This is a genomic window from Burkholderia mayonis (assembly GCF_001523745.2).
Lineage (GTDB): Bacteria > Pseudomonadota > Gammaproteobacteria > Burkholderiales > Burkholderiaceae > Burkholderia > Burkholderia mayonis.
Map to the genome: position 1 here is coordinate 1,008,053 of NZ_CP013387.1, position 23,789 is coordinate 1,031,841.

The following is a 23,789-nucleotide window of genomic DNA, read 5'->3' on the forward strand; positions in this document are numbered from 1 at the left end:
GAGATTCATGACGGTTCGACAAGCGGGCGCGCCAATTACCAACGAAGCACTCAAACAAGCAGCAATCGACGGCGTAACGGAACGTATCCTTTTGCAATGCCCCGAAAATCAGGCAGAAAAAATTGCGTGCCGTCTTTACCCCGCACTGTCGTTCTTTTTCGACGGTACGAACAACAACATGGAACGAGACTTGCCGCAGAACAAGCACTCGAATGTCGTCAAATTATTTCGAGCGGCAAAAGATTCCATCCAAGAAGACGCGAGGTCCATCTATCTTTCTGGTGTGGGGACGCCATTCAAATTCGTCAAGGTAGCTGGCTACACCGATCATCTGAAAGACGATGAAGGCGGGGTGCTTGGGCTTGGACTCGGCGCGGGCGGTGTGAGCTTCGTATTAAGTTTGCCCTCGCGGAATTTTCTCGATTGCTGGAAGTTAAATGGGGGCCGGGCTCATGGAAGCACATGCGCGCAGTTACTGTCGCGATCTTCGGCTTTTCTCGGGGTGCGACGGAAGCGCGCGCATTTGCTCGTCGATTAATTGAACAAAAATGCGTGAAGGGCGGGGGCAAGCTGTAGTGGGCAGCCCCGAGCGGCGTGCGCGTGCTGTTACGTATTACCTTCATGGGCATTTTTGATACGGTCGCCTCGGTCGGCGGTCCCGCTCTGCATCTCGATTGGGCGTCGGAATTGGCGATACCGGCCGAAGTAGAGCGATGCGTGCACTATGCTTCGGCGCACGAAGTTCGACGCGCATTTTCGCTCGATTCGGTTCGTGTCGATAAGTCCTACCAGGGTAACTGTGAGGAAGTCGTGTATCCGGGCGTGCATTCCGATGTCGGCGGTGGTTACGGGCCTGAGGAGCAGGGACGCGTTCACGATCTTTCGTTGATTCCGTTGAGGCATATGTTTGCGGAGGCGTTAAAGGCCCGCGTGCCGATGATCCCTATCGATCAGATGCCAAGGAACATCAGGAAGGATTTCGATCTGCCCGATGATGCCCGAATTGCGGGGCTGTACACCGAGTATATGGCTGCCCTGCCGTCCGCATCCGGCGACACGCTCGAAGCGCTGATCCAACCGCACCGTTACCTGAACTTCCGGTGGCGCAGCATCCTTGCTCGCAACCGTGCGGACGACCGCGTATTGGGGCAGCTCTATCAGAAAGTGGGCGCATCGTTTTGCGCGGCCGTGTCGGCCGGAACCGACGCTGACCACCCGCCGTGCCAGCCGAACGAATGGGTCTATGACGTTCCGAAGGATCCCGAAGAGCAAGCCAGACAACTGTTGGGCGAGCAGCGGCGGCTGGAGCGGCATATCGAGTTCCTGCGCAATCCTGTCGAACGCCGCCCGGGGCCGCATAGCTATCCGCCGACGCCGCGCGAACTGACTCCATACGAAAAAATGATCCTGTCGGCGTGGGACGAGCAGGAGCCGCCTTTGCTGGTCGTCGATCAACTGCTGGCGGAATACGCTCACGATTCGGTTGCTGCATTCACGTCGTGGCCCTGTGCGCTATGGGATCAGCGGGGGATCTGGTGTGACCAGAGGCGCTATCTCGCGGAGAATGAACCGATGAATGCGGGAGATTTAGCCGTGGCGTAGGGACGGCGGGGCGCGGATCATCGGCCTGCCAAAAATACACCAGCTCGGGGTTTATATGGCGGCGTCTGCTGTTGCGCGCCGAGCTTCGTCAGGATCAGCTGGTGCGCGGTGTGCGTCGAGAAACCGGTCGGCGGCGGCACGGCGATGTCGTGGCCCGGACGGCGGCCAATGAATTGACGGCCGGTACGTTGAGTGCCGCGCCGTCGCTTCGGTTCGCTCCGCCGGCGCGCGCCTGGAGGGGCGAGTCCGACGCTGCCTCGCGCCGAGCGGCCGGGCGATCCGGTGCTCGGTGCGTTTCCGGGCGACTGCCCGCCCGCGGCCGGTCCCTCACTTCGAAACCGATCGCCACGCCGCGATCGCGAGCGCTTCCCGATATTTGGCGGGCGGCGACTTGACCCGGCCGTTTAGCCACGCGCGACAGTAGTTTTCCGATTGGCCGACGATGAGCGACGGCAGCAGTTCCGTCGGCCATTGCGCCATCTCGTCGCGCCCTTGCGCGTGCGCGAACCAGCCGATGACGCGGCGATTGCGCGCACGGTTCTTTTCCGCCAGCTCGTCGGCGCGCGGCCCCGAGGCGACGGCCGTGCGCGCCATGAACTGGAAGCGTGCGAATTCGGGCTGAGCGCTGACCCAGTCGACATAGCTGTGGACGAGCGCGGCGACGCCCTCCCGCGCGGTCGTCGCGCGCCCGATGTAGTCGGCGAGCAATTGCGCCTGGTCTTCGATCGCACACAGGAAGAGCGCGGCGATCAGGCCGTCCTTGTTGCCGAAGTGGTGATAGATGTTGCCGACGCTGGTGTCGCAGCGCTCGCGGATCATCTCGATCGTCGTGGGCTCGAGCCCGTGATCGTTGAAGCAGGCGAGCGCGGTCGCGAGGATCGTGCGCTTCAGGTGCGCGCGGCGGCCGGGAAACTGCCGCGTCAGGATGTCGAAGGTAGGCAAGCGGGATCGCGAACGAAAAACTGGAGTCACGCAATAGTACCTTGACGCTTGCCAATCAAACAGAATAATCTTCTGTTGCAGAACATTGTTCTGTTTTCATCGAAACGGGAGACAACATGAGTCAGGTTCTCGAGATGTTCAAGGCGGCCGGGGCCGCGCAATTCAGCAAGATGGTCTGTCAGATGGCGCCGTTCTTCGGCACGATCGAGCCGCAGGTCGTCGAGCTGCAGCCCGGTCGAGCGGAGGCGAAAGTCGGCTTCCGGCGTGAAATCACCAATCATCTCGGCACGGTCCACGCGATCGCGCTGTGCAACGCGGCCGAGCTGGTCGCGGGGCTGATGACCCAGGTGTCGATTCCGGACGGCCTGCGCTGGATTCCGAAAGGCATGACCGTCGAATACCTCGCGAAGGCGAAGACGGACGTGACGGCGGTCGCCGACGGCTCGGCCGTCGACTGGCAAAGCGAAGGCGACAAGATCGTGCCGGTCGAAGTGACCGACGCCGAAGGCAAGACGGTGTTCACCGCGCGGATCACGATGAACATCAAGGCTTGAGGCCGCCGCGCAGTCGCCGCCGGGGAAGGCGGCACCTGCGCCGGCGACGCGAAGGCGCGCATGCGCGTCTCGCTGCAGCGAATTTTGACCGGCTATGATCTGATCATATGATCAACGTCCGTCCAACAAGGAGACTGCAGTGAAAATGAAAATCCGCAAACTGTTGCCGATCAGCGCGGCTGCGATGCTCGCGGCGGCGGCCGCGACGCATGCGGCGGCCGACCAGGTCGTCAAGATCGGCAGCGCCGAGCCACTGACGGGCGGCATCGCCCACCTCGGCAAGGACAACGAGAACGGCGCGCGTCTCGCGGTCGAGGAGATCAATGCGAAGGGCCTCACGATCGGCGGCCAGAAGATCACGCTGCAGCTCGACGCGCAAGACGACGCAGCCGATCCGCGCACCGCGACGCAGGTCGCGCAGAAGCTCGTCGACGGCAAGGTCGTCGCGGTCATCGGCCACCTGAATTCGGGCACGTCGATCCCCGCGTCGAAGATCTACAGCGACGCCGGCATCCTGCAGATCTCGCCGTCGGCGACGAACCCGGCTTATACGCAGCAAGGTTTCAAGACGACCTACCGGGTCGTCGCGACCGACGCGCAGCAAGGCCCGGCGCTCGCCGATTACGCGAAGCAGAAGGGAATCAAGACGGTCGCAGTCGTCGACGATTCGACCGCGTACGGCCAGGGCCTCGCGAACGAATTCGAGAAGAAGGCGAAGGCGCTCGGCCTGAAGGTGCTGTCGCACGACGCGACGAACGACAAGGCGGTCGACTTCCGCGCGATCCTGACGAAGATCAAGGGCACGAATCCGGACGCGATCATGTACGGCGGCATGGACGCGACGGGCGGCCCGTTCGCGAAGCAGGCGAAGCAGCTCGGCCTGCGCGCGAAGATCTTCTCGGGCGACGGCGTGTGCACCGAGCAGTTGCCCGCGCTCGCGGGCGCGGCGGCCGACAACGTCGTGTGCTCGCAGGCGGGCGCGGCGCTCGAGAAGATGCCGGGCGGCGCGGCGTTCCAGGCGAAGTACGAGAAGCGCTTCAACCAGCCGATCCGCTTCGACGCGCCGTTCACGTACGACGCGGTGTACATCGTCGTCGACGCGATGAAGCGCGCGAACTCGACCGATCCGGCGAAGATCCTCGCGGCGATGCCGAAGACGAACTACACGGGCGTGATCGGTACGACGATCTTCGATTCGAAGGGCGACCTGAAGCACGGCGTGATTTCCCTGTACGACTTCAAGGGCGGCAAGAAGACCTTCCTCGATCAGGTCACGATGTAAGCGGCGCGGCGGAGCTTGCCGCCGGATGTGCCGATTGAAAAGACGGGCGGGCGCCGGATGCGGCGTCCGCCCGTCTCGTTTTTCGTCCGGCGGGAGGAAGGATATCGCGTTGTCGAGACGCCACCATTCCGACCGAGGCCGTCGCCGAGAAGCGCGCGCATTCGCTCGACGCCGTGCGGCTGTCTGCCTTGCAGGCGTCGCGCGCATCGCGACTGCGAAATTCGGGGTAGTCTCGCCGTTCATGAACTTGCCGGCTGCCGCCGGGCGGCGAATTGCCTGCGGCAGTGGCGTGCCGATCGGCAATTTTCCTCTTCCGGCGACTTTCAGGCGTTTGGAGACGTATTTGAAAACCCGGAATGTGTATTGTCGAAAGCGCGATCACCCCGATGCTCCGGCGCGATGTGCTTTGGCCGATCAATTGTAGCGGCGTAGTGGCGAGGGTAATAACCGTAGTAAATGTCGACGGTGCCGTCATTGGCGGCGAATCGCGCGACATAGGCTTCGATGCCGGGTTCCGACGGAGGCTGCGAAACGTATTGATCGCTGTCCGCGTCCATGAAGCCCTGTCATCTGCGCGGCGGCATGGCGTGCCGCCGCATCCGCGAATTGCAACGCGCATGCGGCGACCGGGACGATTGGCGTGGCGTTTTCTCGAGCCTAGCCGACGTTATTGCGGCAATGCCGTCGCGCGGAAGCCGATCGGGCCTTCGCCGCTGTAGGTCATGCTGCCATGGAACGTGTTGCCGTTGTCGCCAGAGGTGATGTAGAGCTCCACGACGTTTTGGCCTGAGCGGCAGCCGAGCAGCCAGGTGCCGCCCGGATGCCACGGAGCAGACGTTCCACCCCACTGATTTTCGACCGCGTAGTTGTTGCCCGCGACCGAATTCCCCTTGAAGCCGATCGGCCCCTCGCCGGCATAGGTCATGTTCCCGTTCAGCGTCTTGCCGCTGTCCGTGGAGCCGATGCTCACCGAGACAACGGCCTGATCGCGCGCGCCGATCACCCACACGCCGCCGTTGTGCCAGGGGGCCGACGAACCGCCCCATTGATTCTCGACCGCGTAGACGCCACCGTCGGCCTGCTGGCTCTTGAAACCGATCGGGCCTTCGCCCGCGTACGTCATCGTTCCCGCGAGCGTGGCGCCCTGGTCGCCGGATTCGATGTCGAGCGCCACCACGTTCTGATTGACGCGGCAGCCGATGATCCACGTGCCGCCCGGATGCCAGGGGGCCGAGCTTCCGCCCCATTGATTTTCGACCGCGTATGTGTTGCTTTGCGTGAGCGTCGCCCTGAAGCCGATCGGACCTTCTCCGACGTAGGTCATCGTGCCGGTCAGGGTCCTCCCACCGTCTCCGGACTTGATGCTGAGCGCCACGACGTTCTGACCGGAACGGCATCCGAGCACCCACATGCCGCCTTCATGCCACGGTGCCGACGAGCCACCCCATTGATTCTGCACGTGCTGCAGATTGTTGAAGCCCTTGCTGGTCTTTGCCATTTTTATCTCCGGTGATGGTACGGGTAGCGTGGGAGTTCAACCCACGTACGGAGAACGGCCTTGCACTTTGATTTTCATTGCCGCGCCCGTCATCCTGTTCCAGAAAGCGAATGCCCAAGCAGCATGATCGAATTTGGACAAGGCAAAGACGTGTTTTGCGATTGCATGGCCGATCAAACGAGTGACCACGATTGCCTGCATAACGAGCCGATTTGTTTCTCGCAGGCGATCGACGCTGCGACTCATTCTCAAAAAAAATAGTTCAGATCCGAATCCATCACAACTACCAGAACCCGTAGGTAAGCCGCTGATTTTGCGATGGCGCGGCGACTCGGGAACGGGCGCTGTGCTGTTGCCGTACCGAACGCGGGGCAGGTCATCGTCCGCGCAGACACCTACCAATACTGTCAGGCTCCCGCCCTTGAGCGATCGCCTAGACTTCAATCATTTCACCGGGGTCCGCGCGTGATCTTTCGGGGCGGTATCGGTGCTTCTCAGATCGGCGCGCTGCACGACACAGCATGACCGAGGCCCCGTGAATCGGCGGGACTCGCCGCGTGAAATCGGGCAGGGCGCAGACATTTGGGGTGGTGGAGTCTCGACGTCACGGGATTCAACGCCTGAGCCGGGCGTGTTCGTAGCGGCGCATCAATCTCGGCACCGAACTTTTTCTGGTATGTGCGTGCGGCCGGCAATCTGCATCATCCGCTGGAGCGACTTTCGCATACTTCAAAAACGATGGGTGGGATACCAAATGAATTCAGCCAGCGCCGTTCAAGATGATCCGCAAGTCGCTCATCGAAAGAACGTTCTGTTTGGGATTTCAATGGACGGGGTGCTTGCTTCCGGCATCACGGAGGAGTTTCTAAAAGTTGCGTCGATTTTCAACGGGCATGGCTATCGAATATATCTCGATCTCGGCTATGACATCAGGAGCGATAAAGGCGATTTCTTTCGACCTTACGTGAACGAAGCCGATGCGTTGCCCGACTGGTTGACGTTGGTGCGCATTCAGGGTCTCGCCGCTGTCAGGGGATACACGCAGCGTTTGGTCACGGAAATGCTGGAGCAACTCCGGGAGCGTGACGGCGAGCGAATACGCAGATGCCTCGACGGCAGCATCGTTCCTCGGATTGCCGCGTCGATTGTGGACACCTGGCGACGTCTGGACGTTTCGGTCGTCGTCGTGGAGAACGGGTCCCTGCCGGAGAATCTGCTGTTTTCCGAGGCTTTGCGTGTCGCAATCGAGCAGTACGGACGTGAAAGGCGCAAGGGTCCGTTCGTGCTCTGGCGGGACCACGACCTGATGTGGTTCAGCGAAAGCGCCAAATACGGAGGGCCTCCGTTCGAAGGCATTCCGAAGCCGTCTGTCTCGAAGTACATCCGATACGTGACCCTCACGAACACCGCGAGAAAGCAGCTCAACCAGTGGGCGCCGCACGTGGATGCGACCGTACTGCCAAACTGCTTTCGGTTCGCGGAAGTCGCAATCGACGACGGCAATCGACATTTTCGCTCTCGCTACGGCATTCCCGCCGATGCGCTGCTGATCGCTCGGTGTACCCGGGTCATTCCGCAAAAAAGGCTCGATAGAGACGTCTTTCTTTTGCATGCGCTGCAGAAATCGATGCGTTCGTCAGGCGGTCAGCGGCCTGTCTATCTCTTCGTGACCGGGCCTACCGACGAACACGAGGAAGAGCGTCGCCGGCTGTCCCGCATGGCGATCGAACTGGGAGTCGACGATCACGTTATCTATGGAAACGGGCTGCTGCCGTGCTCCGCGCTATGCCGCCCCTCGAATCGTGCATCGCGGGAGACCCGGTATTCCGTCGGCGACCTCCTCGCGCACGCCGATTTGAGTTCGTTTCTGACCTCGTACGATTACGAAGGCTTTGGCAATCCTCCCGCCGAGGCGAGTGCTCAAAAACGCCCATTCATTAGCAGCACCTACGAAATGTACGAAGAGGTATACGGGGAGAAGGGTTTCAAGAGTCTTCTTTTGCGCACGCGAAAGGATTGGGACGAAATGCCCGATCACGCCTACGTGCAAGCGGTGCTCGAACTCCTTCTCGATGAACGACGGCGGGAACGATGGGCACGTTTCAACTTCGAGCTCGGGAGAAAACACTTTTCCCTGGAGTTCTTGCAGCGCCGGCTTCGCGCATGCCTGCCCGGCGCACTCGAGACGGCGCCATCCGAGGCGATGCACGGTGCAGTCAGTGTCTAGGAGGTGCCCTCAATGTCCAGCTCGCCTATTCGGATGCTAGAGCGCGTGAGCGCTCGCGAGAGCCTGTTGCTCGTCGACGAGGATTATCCTCGGCCGCGGGCAGCGGACGTGTTGTGCAGGCCCGAGAACGATCATCTTCTTCGATACGTCGTGCGCGACCCGTTTGGCTCGCACGTATTTCCGGGCACAAGGGAGTGTTCCCGGGAACGGTTTCTTCAGAGTCTTCAGGCTGAACTGGAAGGGCAAAATCCTTATTTTTTATGGGCGACGATTCCACTCTGCAAATACCATTGCTACTTCTGTCAATTTCCCATCGTCATGCGCAAGCACGATGAGGCGGCGTTTCGCGAGCAGGCTCGAAACTGGGTCGATCTGAACATTGCCGAGGCCAGGTTGTGGTTGGCGCTCGTGCCGGCGTTGCGGGACGCGCCGGTCGGAGAGTTTTGCCTGTTCGGCGGAACGCCCACGCTTTTGCCCGACGAATTGCTGGCCGAGCTCCTGGATTTCTACCGGTCGAATTTCGGGTTCAACGCCGACACCACCATTCGCATCGAAGGCAGTCCCGACAGTCTCTCGAGCGACAAGCTCGCGCTTCTCCATAAAAAAGGATGCCGAAAGATCACTTATGGCATTCAGTCTTTCGACGATCGTCTGGTTGCGCTCGCCGGGCGGGAGCACACGTCCGACGAAGCCCGGACGGTGGTTCGCCGCGCCTTCCTGTCGGGCTTCGAGCGGGTGGATGGCGATCTGATCTATGGATTGCTGGATCAGCGTGTCGAGGGATTTTGTCGCGACGTTCGGCAGATGCTGGAGCTGGGTTACAGCACGGTCGTGATGACGAAGCTGCACCTGCGTCCGTTCGGCGAAACCGGGACCGCCATCGCAGGTGTTTCCGCCAGGTGGCAGAGTCCGGCGAGCAGGGCGCGCGCGTCACGAGAGGGCCATCGCTGGCCGAGCCTGGGAGAGCAGTATCAAATGCGCGAAGCGGCAGTCGCGTTGCTGGAGGACGCCGGACGCTTCGAGTATCCGACGATGTACTTCCAGAAGCCGGAAACCGGATGCGGACGGTGGAAGTCGCTCGTCCTCGACCAGGACAAGCAGTTCGTCGAAGTCGGAATCGGGTTGGGAGCCAGTTCCGCGACTCGGCGTTGCTCCGCCAATGTCGCGACGCGGCCGGGAGAGTATCTCGATGCGATTGCCAGCGGGGAATTGCCGCTCGAACTGCTGGAAATGAGCCCGGACGAGGAGATCGCGAGCTCGATGCGCCGCGCGCTCACTACGTGTCAGCCGCTTCGAGACGATTTGCATCGGGCCAGGTTCGCCGGCGGCTCTCTCTTCGATCAGCGATGGAAGCCGGTGTTTCAAAGCCTGGAGCGGCGCGGGCTCGCGGCGATGCGACCCGACGAAGAGACGGTCGAGCTCACCAGCGTCGGCAAGACGCTGGTCGAGGCCATCGTCAACACGGAAATACGCTGAGCAGTTTGCCCGGCGGCCCCGGAGGCGGCTCGGGGAGCGCAACGGCTCGACCCGACCCGATGCTCCGGCCGTCGGACGGCATTGCGGGATCATCGGGCCTGGAGCCATTGCCGGCGGCCTTGTTCGTAGCGCGGTCGATAGACTTCGGCGAGGAACGCGAGCGAGCCGGGAATGCTCGAATGCCGAGGCGGAGGGTGAAAGATGAATTCACCTTCGCGCGTGAAGTACTCGGGGATCGGCATCGTCGAGTCGTCGACTCCAGCTTCCTTGAACGCCATTTTGAGCCGAGTGTTGTAGGTCGATGTCTTGTCACAGATGAACTCCGGCCACCGCCGCCAGAGGGGGATCTCGGACCAAAGAGGGGCCAGGCGGCTCGACAGGCGAAAGAGATGCTCCGCGTGCGGGTAATACGCTTCGAGCTTTCGGTAGCCTTCTTCCTTGGTCGTTGCGGCTTCGACGACGCCCTGGAGCAGAGTGCGATAGTAGCCGAATATCTCTTCGAAGCCGTCTGCATCCTTGACGATGAATGGATCCGCACATTCGCCCTTGACCAGCGTATCCACGCCGAAGAAAACCGACGCGAAGGCGCTTGCGTGCGTCTGCGAGATGCCGTCGCCGGGCCGGAGCGAATACCGTTTGCGCTTGATGCCGTAATGGATCGCACGCAGCACCGAGCCGGCCTTGCGGCTCAGCAGGCCGCGCCACGATGTCTTCAGGAAAATGCCGAGGAGTTCCGCCTCCGGCCGGCCGCGGATACGGTCCAGGTTCGCCAGTCCGTCCCGTCCTCGCTGCGTGAACACGAGCATGTCGGGCTGTCTGACTTCGCGGCTGCGAGTCTGCCCCACGGGCAACAGGCTGTCGAAGTATTCCAGCCGCAGGAACTCGTTGGTCCCGGGCGGGAAGATCAACTCGCGAGCGATCATGTTGACGACGATGTCATGGTCGTGGATATCGCGCTCGAGCAGCCAGGGCCAGACGTCGTACGCGAGGACGAGATCGGCCGCTGTCCAGACGATCGCATCGTCCGCGTCGGCGGCGATAAGCGGGGCCGTGCTGCGCTTGAACGAATCGAAGAAAGAGATGCGGCTCTTGTCCTCTTGCACTGTGATCAGATCGCATGTATCGCGGATCCAGCCTATCTGAGCAACGTAATCGCGCACGACTTCCGCCACACGGCAGACCTCGGGCGGCGCATAGAGGCAGATGCGGATTCCGGCGCGCGCGAAATTGAGCAGCGGCAGGACCACGACCGGAATGTTGTCGAGCACCGGGTAAAGGAACTTGACGTCGTCGACGCCGCTTTCGATCGATCTGTTCAAGCGCGTACTCTCGATCGCGTACGGACACCATTTGCGGCCAAGGCGGTGTTGAGTGAGGATTTCGATGCGGCGTTGAAGGCGATCCCGGATCGTCTCGCGAAGGGCCTCCTCGGGCGAAGAGAACAGTTCGTGGCTTGCTGCAATCGCCACGTTTCGGGCCGGCCAGCGCCTTTTCTTGCTGATCGTCGAGTCGCTCATCGGGTCTATCCTCGATTTTTTGCGGTCTGGCTCGCGCGCGAATCCGCAAACCGCCGCTGAAAGTCGCGACGCTCGAATCCGGCGGGCCAAGGGCGGCCTGTCATGAGATCCGCGGCCAGGCGTCCGAGCGTGTCCGAACACGCGGCAGCCGCACCGTTGCCTGCCGTCGCGACGAACAACCCGTCGTCCAACTCGTCGATATAGGGCTTGCCGTGCGCGCTGTAGGTGACGAGGCAGCGCTTTGCGCGAGCCGAAAGCAAGTCGAGATCGGGCAGCAGATGAAACATGGCCTCGCGTATGTCCGATCGCGGCTCGTCGGAGCCGGAGATCATCCATTGCTGAATCGCATCGAAGCTCGGCAGGATCATGTCCGCGTCCGTGTTGGCGCCGAGCTTGAGGTAATGATTGCCGTCCGGATAAAGCATCGGCGGGACGACATAGACGTCGGAAATCGAACGCGAATCGATCCGGTAGCTAATCGGCGGCAGTGCTCGAAGTCGCTCCGATTCGGCTCCGGAAACCTGAAGGAGGACTGTGTGCTCCGACTTGACGCGCAAATCGAGCTTGCGAGGCAGGAGATCGAAGCAGTTGGAGTACGCGCCGGCGCTGACCAGCACCTTGTTCGCGGTGTAGCGTCGGCCGCAGGCCGTGTTCAACTCCCAGTGTGCGGCGCGCCTGCGGATTGCCGTGACGATGGCGCAAATGACGCTCGCGCCGTTGGCTTTGGCTATCGTCAAGTGGTTGTGCCGCAACGCGAGCGGACCGAAGATTCCGGCCGGCGCGTGCTCGAGCAGGCCGTGAAAGCCAGCGGGAAAGCGGAGCGGCGATAGTCGCCCGGCGCACGCCGCGCTTGCGAGTTCGACGTGGTCCACCTTCAGGCTGCGCGCGAGCCGGACTCGCTCTTGCATGATCGGGTCATCCAGCGGCGCCACATAGAGCATGCCGAGCGGCCGGTAGGACCGCGCTCCGCCAACCTGTTCCAGACGGGCGTACTCGTCCATCGATCGATGGACGAGTCTTGCCCAGACGTGATCGCGAGAAAGCCGCGTCGCAATCCGCCCCGCGTCGTGATGGCTGGAGAAGAGGCCTCGATGTGCGCGCCCATCCCGGGGCTCGTCGGGACCGATGGCCGCGACGCTTTCGGACGCGACGCTGAGGTAGCGCAGCGTCGCGGCTCCGATGAGCCCCTTGCCGACGACTGCGTGCTCGTAGTGGCGCATCATGATCGCGTTTCGGCGCGGCATCGCAGCCGGGCGGCAATATAGGGCGCGTCGAGGTGGAATCCGGCCACCGTTCCCGAGGACTGCGTCCGAAGGCCGTGGAAGCCCAGCCAATAGAAACCGTCGACGGGGGTTTCGCAGGAAGCCGGAAGTCCGCGAGAATCCAGCGCCCGGCGAACTTCGTCGATCCGCAGCCAGCTCAAGTCGGCGCGCCAGCCCGTGGCCCACACGACGGCACGGATGCCATGCTCGCGCAGCGTCACGCTCGTGGGTGGGGTAGACGCGAGAAGCGGGGGATACGGTTGCCACGCCGGCTCGGCTGTCGGCGGCGGATACCGCGTGTGCGCGTTTGCGTCCCGGTTTGCGATCCAGTTCTCGATGCGATCGATCAGCGCCTGGTAGCCTTGCGATGCAAATGCAATGTTGGCGTGGAGATCCTCGTCGAACGTCGCAACCGCGCCGTCTGGCGAGATGCCGCTCAGGCGCCCCAGCAGTTGAACGCCGAGCCGAGCCAATGAATGGTGAGAAATCGGATGATCGTGGCCGACGATGGGCATTTGATCGGGTTGTTCGGCAGGATGCGCGAACGCGCTCTTCGGGGCGCTCAGGAACCCGATTCGGTCCAGCCAGAACATGATGTCCTCGCCGCGGTAGCTGCGCGGGGTTCCCTTGACTCTCGACGTTGCCAAGTACACGCTGCGGCCGGCCGTCGCCAATTCTTCGCTGAGCTGCACGCCCGTTTGACCGCCGCCGACCACCAGCACGGGGCCGTCCTGCACGGCCGACGGGTTCGTATATGTCCCGACGTGGAGTTGCTGCACTTCGGTGCGCAGATGCCGTGCGAAGTCGGGAATTCTCACGAGCTGGTAATTGCCCGGCGCGGCGACGACGTTCAGCGCGTCGTAACGTCGCGGGCCATCGTCGCCTTCGACGTGGACCCGGAAGCGTCCGCCTTCGATCCGCTCGACCGAGCCGACCCGGCAGCGCTCACGGATGGGAAAGCGCCTCTGCGCGATGCATGCGTCCCACATCCGTACCATCTCTTCGAGCGGGATGCTTCGCCGGATGCCGGGAAGTCCATCGATCTGTCCCATCAACCTCGAATAGGCGAGCGGAGAATTGATTCTGAACGAATCCCATCGCGCCGATCGCCATTGTTCGAGCGCGCGCGCTTTCTCCAGCACCACGTGCTCGCGTCCCTCGCGCTGCAGGACGTAGCTCATGCAAAGCCCCGCATGACCGGCGCCGATCACGACGGTGTCGATGCGTTTGTCTCGTTCCATGGCACTCGTCGACGGCGCCATGCCGTTACAGGATCAGCATGCTGTCGCCGAACATGTCGAATTCGTATCCCCCCATCTCGAGAATCTCCGCGTAGCCGCGCATGAGGAGAGCCTTGCCCGCGAAGGCCGCGGTCAGGACGATGTGGCTGGATCGCGGCCGATGGAGGTTCGTGAGCAGCCCGTTCGCGATCTTGAACTCGAATCCGGGATAGATATAGAGTTCGGTCCATCCCGCCTGGGCCCGGAAGGCGGCGCCCGGCTCGCCATGAGCCGCAAGCGACTCCAGCGTTCGCATGGCTGTGGTGCCGATCGCGATGATGCGGCGCTTCTCCGCTCGCGCCCGGTTGATTTGCTCGGCGGCCTCGGCTCCGACTTCGAAGTACTCCGGCCTGACCTTGTGCTGCTCGATCTCGTCCTCGTCGATATGGCGAACCGCGAGGATCTCCGTTGCTCCGACATGCAGCGTGACGTAAGCGAATTCGACGCCCTTGTCGGCGAGCCGCCTTAACACGTCGGTGGAAAAGTGCAGGCCTGCGGACGGAATTTCCAACGAGCCGGGTTTCCTGGCGTACACGGCGCGGTATGCATCGGGCCGCGTGCGCCAGTAAACGGGGTTGAGAGGAATCGTTTCGTCCGAGCGCCATCCGCGGCGATCGAGGACGCCGACGAGTTTCCCCGCAGGTTCGAATCGCGCGCTCCAGAGTTGATTCGGCTCCGGAGAGAGCAAGGTGCAGCTGAGCTGGCTGTCGTCCGTGGCGGTCAACGTGAGGCCGGGCCGCGGCGATTGGGAAGATCTGAGTTCGACGATGCTCGTTCCGTCGGGCTCCTGACCGTACACGATCACGTGCGCGGACTCGTTGCCATGCCGGAACGACAACGTGTTCGACAGCATGTAGCTGTCGTTGAAGACCAGAAGGTCGCCCGGCCGAAGATGGTCGGAAATGGTGGGGAAAATCGTATGCTCGATCGTGGTCGCGGCGCGATCGAGCACGATCATTTTGCCGCTGTCGCGACGCTTGCCGCGCAATTCGGCGGGATCGGTCGGCATGGCTTTCCAATCGAGGCCGAAATCGAAATCGTCGGTTTTCATCGTTTATTGTCCTTGGCAGTCCATTTTTCAGGACTGGATCCGATGACTCAGTATTCGGTAAGCCACGCGCACGACCGGCAATTAATCCGGCTCGTTGTGCCGCCTTCGGCACCATTTGGCGAATCAACGGCAAAGGTCTATCCGAAGAAAGGCGCTGAAGCTGGCCAGATGCCCCAGTGTCGAGGGCATTTACAGCCTAGGACATGCGATATCCGTTTTCAAATCGATAAAGAAATCGATGCGCGGCGGCATTGGGGTTTTCTTACGCATCCGATGATGTCGCCGTCATTCGGTTCGCTTCCGGCACGCAGAGGCGCTCGATGCGGGCTTCCAATCGCCCGCCGATCCGGACCGACAGGTGCGCTGCGGCGAACCGGGAGCGTGAGGCCGGTCAGAAGCTCGGATCCACGCTTGACGAAACCGAGTTCGAACGGCGGCGAAGCATGCGCCCGGAAACGCTATTGCTTTCGACGCGGCATCCTTCTTTTATAGTCGTCGATATCCGTCTGGTGCGTTCGATTCGATGCGCGTATGTGAAATTAAACGCGTTGCCACTTCACAAATAACATTGCCGACGTGCGGAAACATCCATGAAATACGGGATCACGATGCGAGTTGATGGATCGATTCGGCTTGAGCGCTACACGCTCGTCCGCGGATTTTTCTTCCATGTGAATGGGAAGCGGACATAGGCGCGTATTCGCCGTGGCCAGCGGATTGCGCATCAGGTTGGTCGATGCGTCGGCCCTTCGGCATCGGAAACTGAGTGCGAGAAGCAGTCCGCCGGTACCGGTGCTCGTGCCGAGCAGCGCCCATCACGACCCGATGCGGGACATGGGCCGACCGTTCGGCGCTGACTCGGGCGGCATGTGCGCAGGGATCATTTCCCGCAGTGGGTGGCGGCCGCAGCCCTATCGGCCGCACCGGAGTGCTTCGTCGGCTGAACCACGTCCGTTCCCGGCTCGTCGCACGTCGCGAGCGCGGCGCGTGTTCTTGCTCCCTGCCGCACAGCTACAGCGGCATCGCACTCGTGCACTTGATCTCGTCGAGGCACACGCTTGAATGCACGCCGCTCACGCCGGGGATGCGCATCAGCGTGTCGAGCAGGAACGTCGACAAGCCCTTCAGGTCCGCGGCGACGACTTTCAGCACGTAGTCGATGTCGCCCGTGACGGAGAAACACTCCTGAATCTGCGCGAGCTCGGAGACGAGCTTCTGGAACGTCGACAAGTCGCGGATGTGGCCGCGCTCCATCGTCACCTGGACGAACGCGGTGACGCCGAAGCCGAGCGTGCCGGCGTCGAGCCGGGTCTCGTAGCGCTTGATCGCGCCGATCTCCTCGAGCCGGCGATGCCGCCGCAGCGTCTGCGCGGGCGACAACCCAACTTCCTTGGCCAGCTCCAGGTTGGAGATGCGGCCGTTTTCCTGCAGGATGTCGAGCAGATGGCGATCGATGCGGTCGAGAAGCGCTTCTTGCATTTTTGTTTCCTTATTTGTCTCCTGGATGCAATCTTATCTCATAATGTAGGGTTTGCATGAAGGGCTTACGAAACCCCATTTCATCCCGCCAGCGATAAACTGAGCGCCGATTTTTGCGCGAGATCAAAGAAAATCGGTGCGCGCGGGCAGGAGCGGGGCGGCGGCTTTCCCGCTCGATGCAAGGCGACGCGCGCTGCGCAAGAATTCGGCATCCCCAGCCCGGCCGGCCGCCGTGACGAACCACGACGGCGGCCGGAACAGTACACAGCGCCCGGGCCGGCCCGAAGGCGCGCCGCCTCCAAGAAAGGCGGATGAGACGGAGAAGACATGGTTTCGGATCAGGACAACGACGGACTCAAGCGGGGGCTGAAGAACCGCCACATCCAGCTGATTGCGCTAGGCGGCGCGATCGGCACGGGGCTCTTCCTCGGCATTGCTCAGACGATTCGGATGGCGGGGCCGTCGGTGCTGCTCGGCTACGCGCTCGCCGGCGTCGTCGCGTTCTTCATCATGCGGCAACTGGGCGAGATGGTCGTCGACGAGCCCGTCGCCGGCTCGTTCAGCTATTTCGCGAACAAATATTGCGGGCACTTCACGGGCTTCCTGTCCGGCTGGAACTACTGGGTGCTGTACGTGCTCGTCAGCATGGCCGAGCTGTCCGCGGTCGGCATCTACGTTCAATACTGGTGGCCGGGCGTGCCGACCTGGATCTCCGCACTCGTGTTTTTCGTCGCGATCAACGCGATCAACCTCGCGAGCGTCAAGTCGTATGGCGAAACCGAATTCTGGTTCTCGATCATCAAGGTCGCCGCGATCATCGGGATGATCGGCTTCGGCGGCTATCTGCTGCTGTCGGGCCACGCGGGTCCGGACGCCGGCGTCGCGAACCTGTGGCGGCACGGCGGTTTCTTCCCGAACGGCATCGGCGGTCTTGCGATGGCGATGGCGGTCATCATGTTCTCGTTCGGCGGGCTCGAGCTCGTCGGCATCACGGCCGCCGAGGCCGACGATCCGTCGCACAGCATCCCGCGCGCGACGAACCAGGTGATCTACCGCATCCTGATCTTCTACATCGGCGCGCTCGGCGTGCTGCTGTCGCTTTATCCGTGGCAGAAGGTCGTGACGGGCGGCAGCCCGTTCGTGCTGATCTTCCACGCGCTGTCGAGCGACATCGCCGCGAACGTGCTGAACGTCGTCGTGCTGACGGCCGCGCTGTCGGTCTACAACAGCTGCGTCTACTGCAACAGCCGGATGCTGTACGGCCTCGCGCGGCAGGGCAACGCGCCGCGGGCGCTCGCGCGCGTGAACGGGCGCGGCATTCCGATCGCGGCGCTCGGCGCGTCCGCGTTCGCGACCGCGCTGTGTGTGGTGATCAACTATTTCATGCCGGGCAAGGCATTCGAACTGTTGATGGGACTCGTCGTATCGGCGATCATCATCAACTGGGCGATGATCAGCGTGATCCACCTGCGGTTCCGCCAGGCAAAACGCGCGGCGGGCGAGGAGACGCGCTTCAAGAGTCTCGGCTACCCGCTGACGAACTATCTCTGTCTCGCATTCATGGCGGCCATCCTCGTCGTCATGTTCCGGACGCCGGATCTGCGCCTGTCGGTCTACCTGATCCCCGTGTGGCTCGCGGTGCTCGCGATCGGCTACCGGTTCCGCCAGCGCGGCGCCGGCTATGCGCTCGGCGGCGGCGTCTCGGCCCGTTGACCCCGATTTTTCCTCATCAGTCAGAAACCGCCATGTTTGAACATATCGATGCATACCCCGGCGATCCGATTCTCACGCTGAACGAGAATTTTCAGAAAGACCCGCGCACGCGCAAGGTCAACCTGAGCATCGGCATCTATTTCGACGACGACGGCCGGATTCCCGTGATGGGCGCCGTGCGCGAGGCCGAGGCCGTCGTGCAGCGCGAGTCCGGTCCGAAGCCGTATCTGCCGATGACGGGGCTCGCGTCGTATCGCGATGCGGTGCAGGCGATCGTGTTCGGCGAGGACAGCGACGCGCGCGCGCACGGGCGCATCGCGACGGTGCAGACGCTCGGCGGGTCGGGCGCGCTCAGGATCGGCGCGGACTTCATCAAGCGCTACTTCCCGGGCTCGCAGGTGTGGCTCAGCGATCCGAGCTGGGAGAACCATCGGTTCATCTTCGAGCGCGCGGGCTTCACGGTCAACACGTATCCGTACTATGACGAGGCGACGGGCGGCCTGAAGTTCGACGCGATGCAGGCCGCGATCGACGCGCTGCCGAAGAAGAGCATCGTGCTGCTGCACGCGTGCTGCCACAACCCGACGGGCGTCGACCTCGACGACGCGCAATGGCTGAAGCTGATCGACGTATTGCAGGCGCGCGAGCTGCTGCCGTTCGTCGACATGGCGTACCAGGGCTTCGGCGCGGGCCTCGCAGCCGACGCGTTCGCGATCCGCGAGCTCGCGCGCCGCGGCGTGCCGGCGTTCGTCGCGAACTCGTTCTCGAAGAACTTCTCGCTGTATGGCGAGCGCGTCGGCGGGCTGTCGGTGATCTGCGACGATGCGGCGGCGGCGGAGCGCGTGCTCGGCCAACTGGCAGGCGCGGTGCGCTCGAACTACAGCAATCCGCCGACCTACGGCGCGAAGATCGTCGCGCAGGTGCTGACGACGCCCGCGCTGCGCGCGCAATGGGAAGAAGAGCTCGCGACGATGTGCCGGCGCATCGCGAAGATGCGCAGCGCGATCCACGACGGCCTGCGCGCGCACGTGCAGGGCGAGGCGCTGTCGCGCTACGTGAAGCAGCGCGGGATGTTCACGTACACGGGCCTGACCGAAGCGCAGGTCGAGTGCCTGCGCGAGCAGCACGGCGTGTACGTGTTGCGCTCGGGCCGGATGTGCGTCGCCGGGTTGAACGAGGCGAACGTCGGGATCGTCGCGGATGCGTTCGGCGCGGTGATCGCGAGCGGCGTCTGACGTTTGCCGGCGCGTCGGCGCTCGGCCGGGAGGCTTGGCGTCGGTGCGTTCGGTATGTCCGGTATGTTCCGGGCGATGCGAAGTCGCGCGCCGGCGGCCGCATGCCCGGCGCGTCGAATGAAATGGGAGCGGCGGCGCAATGCGGTTGCCGCGCGGTCGTTCGCATGAGGGGATGCGTCGCGCGTCGTCGGTTGTGCGTCATCTGCCGCGCGGCCGTGCGTCGTGCCGCATCGTCCGGCACTGCGATGCCGCGATGCGTCGCGCGCAAGTCGGCGGTTCGACGCACTTCGCGCCGATCACTCTGAACGGGAGCCCAGCATGAGCATCAGCATTGTCCAACTCGGAACGCGGCGCGCCGACGACGAGGGCGTGCGGATTGGCACCGTGCGCCGTCCGCCGCGCGGCGTGCCGAAGGAAGAATTCGCGGCGCGCGACTTCTACGATGTCTGGCTGCCGACGTTGTCGCCGAGTCCGGAGCTCGTCGCCGAAGCGCAGGCGGCGAAAACCGACGCCGACTGGAAGGCATTCGCGCGGAAGTTCCGCGGCGAGATGAAGCACGGCGACGCGAGCAAGGTGCTCGACGTGCTTGCCGCGCTGTCGGCGACGTCGAACTTCGCGATCGGTTGCTACTGCGAAAACGAGGCGCGCTGCCATCGCAGCAACCTGCGCGAGCTGCTCGCGGAGCGGGGGGCGTCGATTCGGTCGTGATCGACGGCGATTTCGGCGGGCGCGGCGAACCGTGCTTCAAAGAGCCTTGACCGGATATTTGCGTCGCCATCGCAGCCGCAGCGCGTCGAATGCACGGATCCCGACCAGCCGCAGTGCGGCGATCAAGAAAATGCCGAGTAGCGACGCGATGTTTCCGACCTGCGTGATATGGAACGGAGTCGTGAACACGCCGGTGAAGAACATCTTGATCGCTCCCCGCGGCGCGCTCGCCGTGACACGGTTCTTTTCGACTTCTCCCATGCTCACGACGAACGCGCGCGACTCGGCTACGCCGAATCGAAGCCGATCAGGAACGAGAAAGCGGCGATGCGCCAGCCGCGATGATCGACGTCGAGCCGGGGGAACAGGACGCAGACCAGTAGCAGTAGACGGTCGCGGCGATATGCGATCGCGCCGACGGAATATTGATCAATACGTCGCCCATCACCGATGAGCCTGTTATTGAACCTGTCTCTCGGAAAAGTCACGTCGCCGCGATGGCATTCACTGCCCTGACGATGTCTCCTTCATCCCAAAGGCGCCGCAACCGCAGATCTTTGATGGCGCCGGCGGCATCGATCAGCATTAGCTCGATTCGATGCCGGTTGACAGTCGTGGGCCCATAGCCCACACCCAGATGTAGCGCTTCAATGACCGCCGCGAATGATTCCGTTGTGCGAAGCAGTTGGCAACGGTCCCCGAACGGCCAGTTTCGGTCTTCGCCATAGCGACGCAATCGATCAGGAACGTCATAGTCCGGGTCATAGCTGATTGCGGCAACTGTCGTGCCGCGGTTCGCCGGAGAGTCCTCCAGGAGCCGAGACAGACGCGCCAGGTTGCTGATCGTGCGCGAGCACTTGTTGGGGTTCATGCATCGCGTATAAAAGAACCCGACGACGGCCGGACGCCCCTCGAATATCTGACCGAACGTGGCTCGCATTCCGTCCTGGTTCTCAAGCTCAACGTTGTGCAGCATCGCGATCGAGTCGGGTTGAACATGCGAATCGGTCGACCGGCTGTCTGTCTGCGCACAGTCCCGTGATTTCCGCTTGATCGCTTTCGAGGGCTCGGCTTGCGACGTGCCTCCACAACACTTCGATTCGGTGCCGGTTGGGTTTGCATCTTCACCGGCCGCGGCGAGCGTTTCCTGGAGCAGCGCTCTGGTACGCGGGGTTGCGTGTCCATCGTTCTCGATATCGTTCAAGAGTGCGATTCGTTCCGTTCGGCTGCCGATGCACGTCATGGCCAGCGTTTCGATCAGTTCGTCGATCGCGGTCGTGCAGCCGCCGGTCGGTGGCGATGGATAGATATCAAATTGCACGAACTGGTCGACGTGCCGAATGCGGTCGATTGCATCCACGAGCAGCTTGGGCATCTCCGGAGGCAGAGGACGGATACCGCGGGCGACACGAGCGGCCGCGGCCAGGGCATGCGGGTTCAAGCCCGTTTCGAGTTCCTCGAGGACGTAGGGCAACAACACGTCGGCCATGCCTGCCGCCCCGATGTGCGCCATCACATGTGCGCGGAGCAATTCGACTTCGGTCGCGCCTCTGCCGCGGTAGATGGCTGCATCCTCTCGCATCAACGAGAGCAGGTCATCGCGGCCTCCGCAGCACGCCGCGCGTGAGCCGATCCCGCGCAGGACAACTGCGACCTCGCCCTCCGACAGGGCCGGCATGTTGTTCATCGGCACCTCGCCCGGTTGGTGCGCGCGCGTCGGTTCGTTCTCGAAACGTTGCGAGCGGCGCATGGCTGAACGACCGCTATCGACGCCGACGGCTCGCGCCCTTCTTGGCCGGACGTTTCGTCGGTGCGGAGGGCGGCGTAGCAGGCGTGACGTTGGCGCGCTGAAGCGCGCCGGCCACGGTCGCCTTGATGTCCTCGAAGTCGGATTCGTCTTCGAGGATGTCCTGTGCGCATTTCGCGAACATCTGCGGGTCGAGTGCGCGCAAGGCGACCGCGCTTGCGCGCCGAACTTGCCGAAACTCCGTCTTGTCCTTCATCACGGCGTCGAGCAGCGACTTCGCGGCGGGGGCCGCACCGAGTACGCGCACGGCCTGCTCACGAACATGCTGATCGGTGCTTTGCTTCAGCAAATCGCGCGCGATGTCGTGAGCAGAGCCATGGTCGTCGCGCGCGAGAAAACCGAGCGCGACGGCCGGGGCCACGAGTGCGTCTTCCGGGCTGCTCAAGCCCTCCGTCAATTTTTGGCGCGCGAAGTCGTCCTTCTGGTTGCTCAACACATCCAGCGCCATGCGGCGCAACTCGCTATCTGCATCGGTCGCCAAGCGCCGCAGCGTATCCAGGTACTCCGCGTGTAGCGATGCAAACTGCGGAGCAAGGAAGGAGGCCGCCTGCAGAATCTGGAGTGCGCCTCTTCGGCCCGCAGGGTCGAGGGTCGAGTCGACAACGTGCTCGAGCGCTTGATTCCAGATTGCTATGGGATCGCTGTCGACGGGCGCGGCAGTCGCTTCAGCCGCCGCGGACACGCGGCGCGTCTGTAGTTGTGCTTCAATCTGCTGCCGGTATTCTTTGACGCTCACGGTGCCGCTCCTCAAGGATTAAGTTCGAACGGGACATCGTCGTAGTCGAAACCGAGCGGCTCGGTTCCGTGAACCCCCTGATAGTCGATCATATCCTTCACGGTCGGCTGCCCTCCCGGACGGGACGTGATCGGTGACGGCGGGAAGGGACCGCGCGGCGGCGCATACGTGGGTCTCGGCGGCTTTGTTGACCCGTTCCAGGGCCACATCGTGTCGTTCAGCCTGTGGCCGATGTTATTCGGCTTTCGCACCGGCCCGGTCAACGCGTAGGTGGCCGGGTCGCTGGGATCGGTGCGTCGGTTGAGCCACTGCCAGAACGCCCACAGGCGGTCGACGTTGGCATGAAGCAAGAAGAACAACGGATCTTTTGCCGCGGTCGGTACGCTGCTGATCGGCCCGTCAAAACTGGTATGCGCGCTGCCGTGCGGAGCGCTTTCCAATCGGCGGAAATTTGGATAGAGGCCGCCGAGCGCCAGCGTTGCCGCCTGGTCGATCACGGAAGGCTGTCCATTTATCGTTTGCGGCGGAGCGACCGCGATGTCATAGCGTGGGCGCCGCTCGATCGGGTCGTGAGTCGGGTCCGTCTTCCAGAATTCGAGCGGATGCCCATGAGGGAACTGAATGATGTCGCCCTGCGCCGGGTTCGCCGACGGCATGCCCAGGAACTCGGGAGCGAAAAGGCCGGGGGCAGGCTCATCGAACCGCCAGTACGGCAGGGCGACGGCGGGATCGATAGCCTGTAGCGATCGCTCGAGATCAAGCAGGTAGGCGCGGTGCCAGGGGGGGAAGCCCGGGTAGCCGTGCGCTTCATCTTGGGACGGACGAACGTGCGTGTCACGAAAGCTCTGGAACGGACCCGCCCCGGCATCGTTGAGTTTGCCGAGCGCCACCAGAAACCGATCGCGTTCGGCGGGTGCCAGTTTCACCGCGTTCTTGCGGATGCGAACCATCAGATCGCGTTGCCCGACCACCAGGCCTGCCGGCGAGACAGCTTCGATCGCGGCGTCGTCGAGGTCAGTGCTCGGGTGTTGGAATTCGCCGGCGACCCAAAATTCTACTTCGCTGCCATCGGCTGGCAAGCTCAGGTGAAGTTCGTCGGCGCCTGCATCGCTGCGCTTCGTATCGAATACCACGCGACCGCCATTCACTTTACCGCCGTTGCGCAGCGTGATGTCGATAGGCGCGGGCGGAGCGCCGTCACTGCTCAACCGCGCGGTCGACTTGATGGGAGCCCAGCCGATGAACGAACGCCCTTGTGGGTCCGTGGCCTCCAGGTTGATCTCGACCTTCATGCCCCCTCCCTGTGTGCTCGCAGTGGCATTCATGCGCAACGGACATGCAATCTACACGGCCCAGTGTGACGAATACATGCTAGTAACTGCGTTGCCAAGTGGCAAGCTCGGGTAATGGCGGATGATGC

Annotated in this window: 20 protein-coding genes and 1 pseudogene; 8 read left to right on the forward strand and 13 right to left on the reverse strand. The window is 62.8% G+C overall.

From position 1 onward, the window contains the following. Positions 1–7: 7 nt before the first annotated feature. Positions 8–1,602 (forward strand): annotated as a pseudogene (locus WS70_RS23075) (T6SS phospholipase effector Tle1-like catalytic domain-containing protein). A gap of 327 nt (positions 1,603–1,929) precedes the next feature. On the opposite strand, the gene WS70_RS23085 reads toward WS70_RS23075, so the two are convergent. Next, on the reverse strand, positions 1,930–2,544 hold the full coding sequence (locus WS70_RS23085) for a TetR/AcrR family transcriptional regulator (RefSeq protein ID WP_059472350.1): 615 nt from the start codon (positions 2,542–2,544) through the stop codon (positions 1,930–1,932). A 116-nt stretch (positions 2,545–2,660) separates the two neighbouring features. On the opposite strand from WS70_RS23085, the gene WS70_RS23090 reads away from it, so the two are divergent. Beyond that, positions 2,661–3,098, forward strand: a complete 438-nt coding sequence (locus WS70_RS23090) for a hotdog fold domain-containing protein (RefSeq protein ID WP_059472351.1) — start codon at positions 2,661–2,663, stop codon at positions 3,096–3,098. Positions 3,099–3,243: 145 nt separating this feature from the next. Beyond that, the gene (locus WS70_RS23095) at positions 3,244–4,380 is read left to right on the forward strand and encodes a branched-chain amino acid ABC transporter substrate-binding protein (protein ID WP_418230168.1); all 1,137 of its coding nucleotides are present in this window, start codon (positions 3,244–3,246) and stop codon (positions 4,378–4,380) included. Between the two features lie 323 nt (positions 4,381–4,703). Here WS70_RS23095 and WS70_RS31815 read toward each other — a convergent pair whose 3' ends face one another. Both WS70_RS31815 and WS70_RS23100 read right to left on the reverse strand, forming a co-directional pair. Beyond that, complete coding sequence (locus WS70_RS31815) at positions 4,704–4,937, reverse strand: hypothetical protein (RefSeq protein ID WP_159082949.1); 234 nt, start codon at positions 4,935–4,937, stop codon at positions 4,704–4,706. 110 nt (positions 4,938–5,047) lie between these two features. Beyond that, positions 5,048–5,878: a lectin OAA family protein gene (locus WS70_RS23100; protein ID WP_059472353.1), complete on the reverse strand. Its 831-nt coding sequence runs from the start codon at positions 5,876–5,878 to the stop codon at positions 5,048–5,050. A 754-nt stretch (positions 5,879–6,632) separates the two neighbouring features. Between WS70_RS23100 and WS70_RS23105 the strand changes: the two genes are divergently transcribed. Both WS70_RS23105 and WS70_RS23110 read left to right on the forward strand, forming a co-directional pair. Then, on the forward strand, positions 6,633–8,105 hold the full coding sequence (locus WS70_RS23105; RefSeq protein WP_226382947.1) for a glycosyltransferase family protein: 1,473 nt from the start codon (positions 6,633–6,635) through the stop codon (positions 8,103–8,105). Positions 8,106–8,117: 12 nt separating this feature from the next. Continuing rightward, the gene (locus WS70_RS23110) at positions 8,118–9,581 is read left to right on the forward strand and encodes a radical SAM protein (protein ID WP_226382948.1); all 1,464 of its coding nucleotides are present in this window, start codon (positions 8,118–8,120) and stop codon (positions 9,579–9,581) included. An 89-nt stretch (positions 9,582–9,670) separates the two neighbouring features. Here WS70_RS23110 and WS70_RS23115 read toward each other — a convergent pair whose 3' ends face one another. The 5 genes from WS70_RS23115 to WS70_RS23135 all read right to left on the reverse strand — a co-directional run bounded on the left by WS70_RS23115 (position 9,671) and on the right by WS70_RS23135 (position 16,170). Beyond that, entirely contained in the window at positions 9,671–11,098 is a 1,428-nt protein-coding gene (locus tag WS70_RS23115) for a hypothetical protein (RefSeq protein WP_226382949.1), read from the reverse strand. 5 nt (positions 11,099–11,103) lie between these two features. Continuing rightward, the gene (locus tag WS70_RS23120) at positions 11,104–12,321 is read right to left on the reverse strand and encodes an NAD(P)/FAD-dependent oxidoreductase (protein WP_059598685.1); all 1,218 of its coding nucleotides are present in this window, start codon (positions 12,319–12,321) and stop codon (positions 11,104–11,106) included. Beyond that, positions 12,318–13,601: a flavin-containing monooxygenase gene (locus tag WS70_RS23125; RefSeq protein ID WP_059598684.1), complete on the reverse strand. Its 1,284-nt coding sequence runs from the start codon at positions 13,599–13,601 to the stop codon at positions 12,318–12,320. Before WS70_RS23125 ends, WS70_RS23120 begins: the two co-directional genes overlap by 4 nt. Before the next feature lie 25 nt (positions 13,602–13,626). After that, the gene (locus WS70_RS23130; protein ID WP_059472356.1) at positions 13,627–14,691 is read right to left on the reverse strand and encodes an S-adenosylmethionine:tRNA ribosyltransferase-isomerase; all 1,065 of its coding nucleotides are present in this window, start codon (positions 14,689–14,691) and stop codon (positions 13,627–13,629) included. Between the two features lie 1,011 nt (positions 14,692–15,702). Beyond that, positions 15,703–16,170 carry an Lrp/AsnC family transcriptional regulator gene (locus WS70_RS23135; protein WP_059472358.1) on the reverse strand — a complete coding sequence of 156 codons (468 nt, stop codon included), beginning with the start codon at positions 16,168–16,170 and terminating at the stop codon, positions 15,703–15,705. A gap of 327 nt (positions 16,171–16,497) precedes the next feature. Here WS70_RS23135 and WS70_RS23140 point away from each other — a divergent pair, with 327 nt between their 5' ends. From WS70_RS23140 to WS70_RS23150, 3 genes are all read left to right on the forward strand, one after another. Then, the gene (locus WS70_RS23140) at positions 16,498–17,883 is read left to right on the forward strand and encodes an amino acid permease (protein WP_059472359.1); all 1,386 of its coding nucleotides are present in this window, start codon (positions 16,498–16,500) and stop codon (positions 17,881–17,883) included. Positions 17,884–17,915: 32 nt separating this feature from the next. Further along, on the forward strand, positions 17,916–19,118 hold the full coding sequence (locus WS70_RS23145) for an amino acid aminotransferase (protein ID WP_059472360.1): 1,203 nt from the start codon (positions 17,916–17,918) through the stop codon (positions 19,116–19,118). Between the two features lie 318 nt (positions 19,119–19,436). Continuing rightward, entirely contained in the window at positions 19,437–19,826 is a 390-nt protein-coding gene (locus WS70_RS23150) for a DUF488 domain-containing protein (protein ID WP_059598682.1), read from the forward strand. Between the two features lie 36 nt (positions 19,827–19,862). Here the strand turns inward: WS70_RS23150 and WS70_RS23155 are convergent, their stop codons facing one another. The 5 genes from WS70_RS23155 to WS70_RS23175 are packed head-to-tail and all read right to left on the reverse strand — an operon-like array spanning position 19,863 to position 23,661. After that, positions 19,863–20,087 carry a hypothetical protein gene (locus tag WS70_RS23155; protein ID WP_059472362.1) on the reverse strand — a complete coding sequence of 75 codons (225 nt, stop codon included), beginning with the start codon at positions 20,085–20,087 and terminating at the stop codon, positions 19,863–19,865. A 26-nt stretch (positions 20,088–20,113) separates the two neighbouring features. Then, positions 20,114–20,314, reverse strand: coding sequence for a hypothetical protein (locus WS70_RS23160; RefSeq protein ID WP_059472363.1), 201 nt, complete (start codon positions 20,312–20,314; stop codon positions 20,114–20,116). Then, a complete protein-coding gene (locus WS70_RS23165) occupies positions 20,311–21,576 on the reverse strand; it encodes an SCO family protein (RefSeq protein ID WP_059472364.1) in 1,266 nt (421 codons plus the stop codon). Before WS70_RS23165 ends, WS70_RS23160 begins: the two co-directional genes overlap by 4 nt. Before the next feature lie 13 nt (positions 21,577–21,589). After that, entirely contained in the window at positions 21,590–22,369 is a 780-nt protein-coding gene (locus WS70_RS23170) for a HEAT repeat domain-containing protein (protein WP_226382950.1), read from the reverse strand. Positions 22,370–22,380: 11 nt separating this feature from the next. Continuing rightward, positions 22,381–23,661: a tyrosinase family protein gene (locus WS70_RS23175; RefSeq protein ID WP_226382951.1), complete on the reverse strand. Its 1,281-nt coding sequence runs from the start codon at positions 23,659–23,661 to the stop codon at positions 22,381–22,383. Positions 23,662–23,789: the final 128 nt, after the last annotated feature.

What these genes read in the sequence shown, in the direction of transcription:
- WS70_RS23100 (WP_059472353.1), bottom strand. Translation starts at nt 5,878, where the DNA reads ATGGCAAAGACCAGCAAGGGCTTCAACAATCTGCAGCACGTGCAGAAT.
- WS70_RS31815 (WP_159082949.1), bottom strand. Translation starts at nt 4,937, where the DNA reads ATGGACGCGGACAGCGATCAATACGTTTCGCAGCCTCCGTCGGAACCC.
- WS70_RS23145 (WP_059472360.1), top strand. Translation starts at nt 17,916, where the DNA reads ATGTTTGAACATATCGATGCATACCCCGGCGATCCGATTCTCACGCTG.
- WS70_RS23140 (WP_059472359.1), top strand. Translation starts at nt 16,498, where the DNA reads ATGGTTTCGGATCAGGACAACGACGGACTCAAGCGGGGGCTGAAGAAC.
- WS70_RS23095 (WP_418230168.1), top strand. Translation starts at nt 3,244, where the DNA reads ATGAAAATCCGCAAACTGTTGCCGATCAGCGCGGCTGCGATGCTCGCG.
- WS70_RS23115 (WP_226382949.1), bottom strand. Translation starts at nt 11,098, where the DNA reads ATGAGCGACTCGACGATCAGCAAGAAAAGGCGCTGGCCGGCCCGAAAC.
- WS70_RS23105 (WP_226382947.1), top strand. Translation starts at nt 6,633, where the DNA reads ATGAATTCAGCCAGCGCCGTTCAAGATGATCCGCAAGTCGCTCATCGA.
- WS70_RS23125 (WP_059598684.1), bottom strand. Translation starts at nt 13,601, where the DNA reads ATGGAACGAGACAAACGCATCGACACCGTCGTGATCGGCGCCGGTCAT.
- WS70_RS23175 (WP_226382951.1), bottom strand. Translation starts at nt 23,661, where the DNA reads ATGAAGGTCGAGATCAACCTGGAGGCCACGGACCCACAAGGGCGTTCG.
- WS70_RS23110 (WP_226382948.1), top strand. Translation starts at nt 8,118, where the DNA reads ATGTCCAGCTCGCCTATTCGGATGCTAGAGCGCGTGAGCGCTCGCGAG.
- WS70_RS23120 (WP_059598685.1), bottom strand. Translation starts at nt 12,321, where the DNA reads ATGATGCGCCACTACGAGCACGCAGTCGTCGGCAAGGGGCTCATCGGA.
- WS70_RS23165 (WP_059472364.1), bottom strand. Translation starts at nt 21,576, where the DNA reads ATGCGCCGCTCGCAACGTTTCGAGAACGAACCGACGCGCGCGCACCAA.
- WS70_RS23130 (WP_059472356.1), bottom strand. Translation starts at nt 14,691, where the DNA reads ATGAAAACCGACGATTTCGATTTCGGCCTCGATTGGAAAGCCATGCCG.
- WS70_RS23135 (WP_059472358.1), bottom strand. Translation starts at nt 16,170, where the DNA reads ATGCAAGAAGCGCTTCTCGACCGCATCGATCGCCATCTGCTCGACATC.
- WS70_RS23155 (WP_059472362.1), bottom strand. Translation starts at nt 20,087, where the DNA reads ATGGGAGAAGTCGAAAAGAACCGTGTCACGGCGAGCGCGCCGCGGGGA.
- WS70_RS23090 (WP_059472351.1), top strand. Translation starts at nt 2,661, where the DNA reads ATGAGTCAGGTTCTCGAGATGTTCAAGGCGGCCGGGGCCGCGCAATTC.
- WS70_RS23150 (WP_059598682.1), top strand. Translation starts at nt 19,437, where the DNA reads ATGAGCATCAGCATTGTCCAACTCGGAACGCGGCGCGCCGACGACGAG.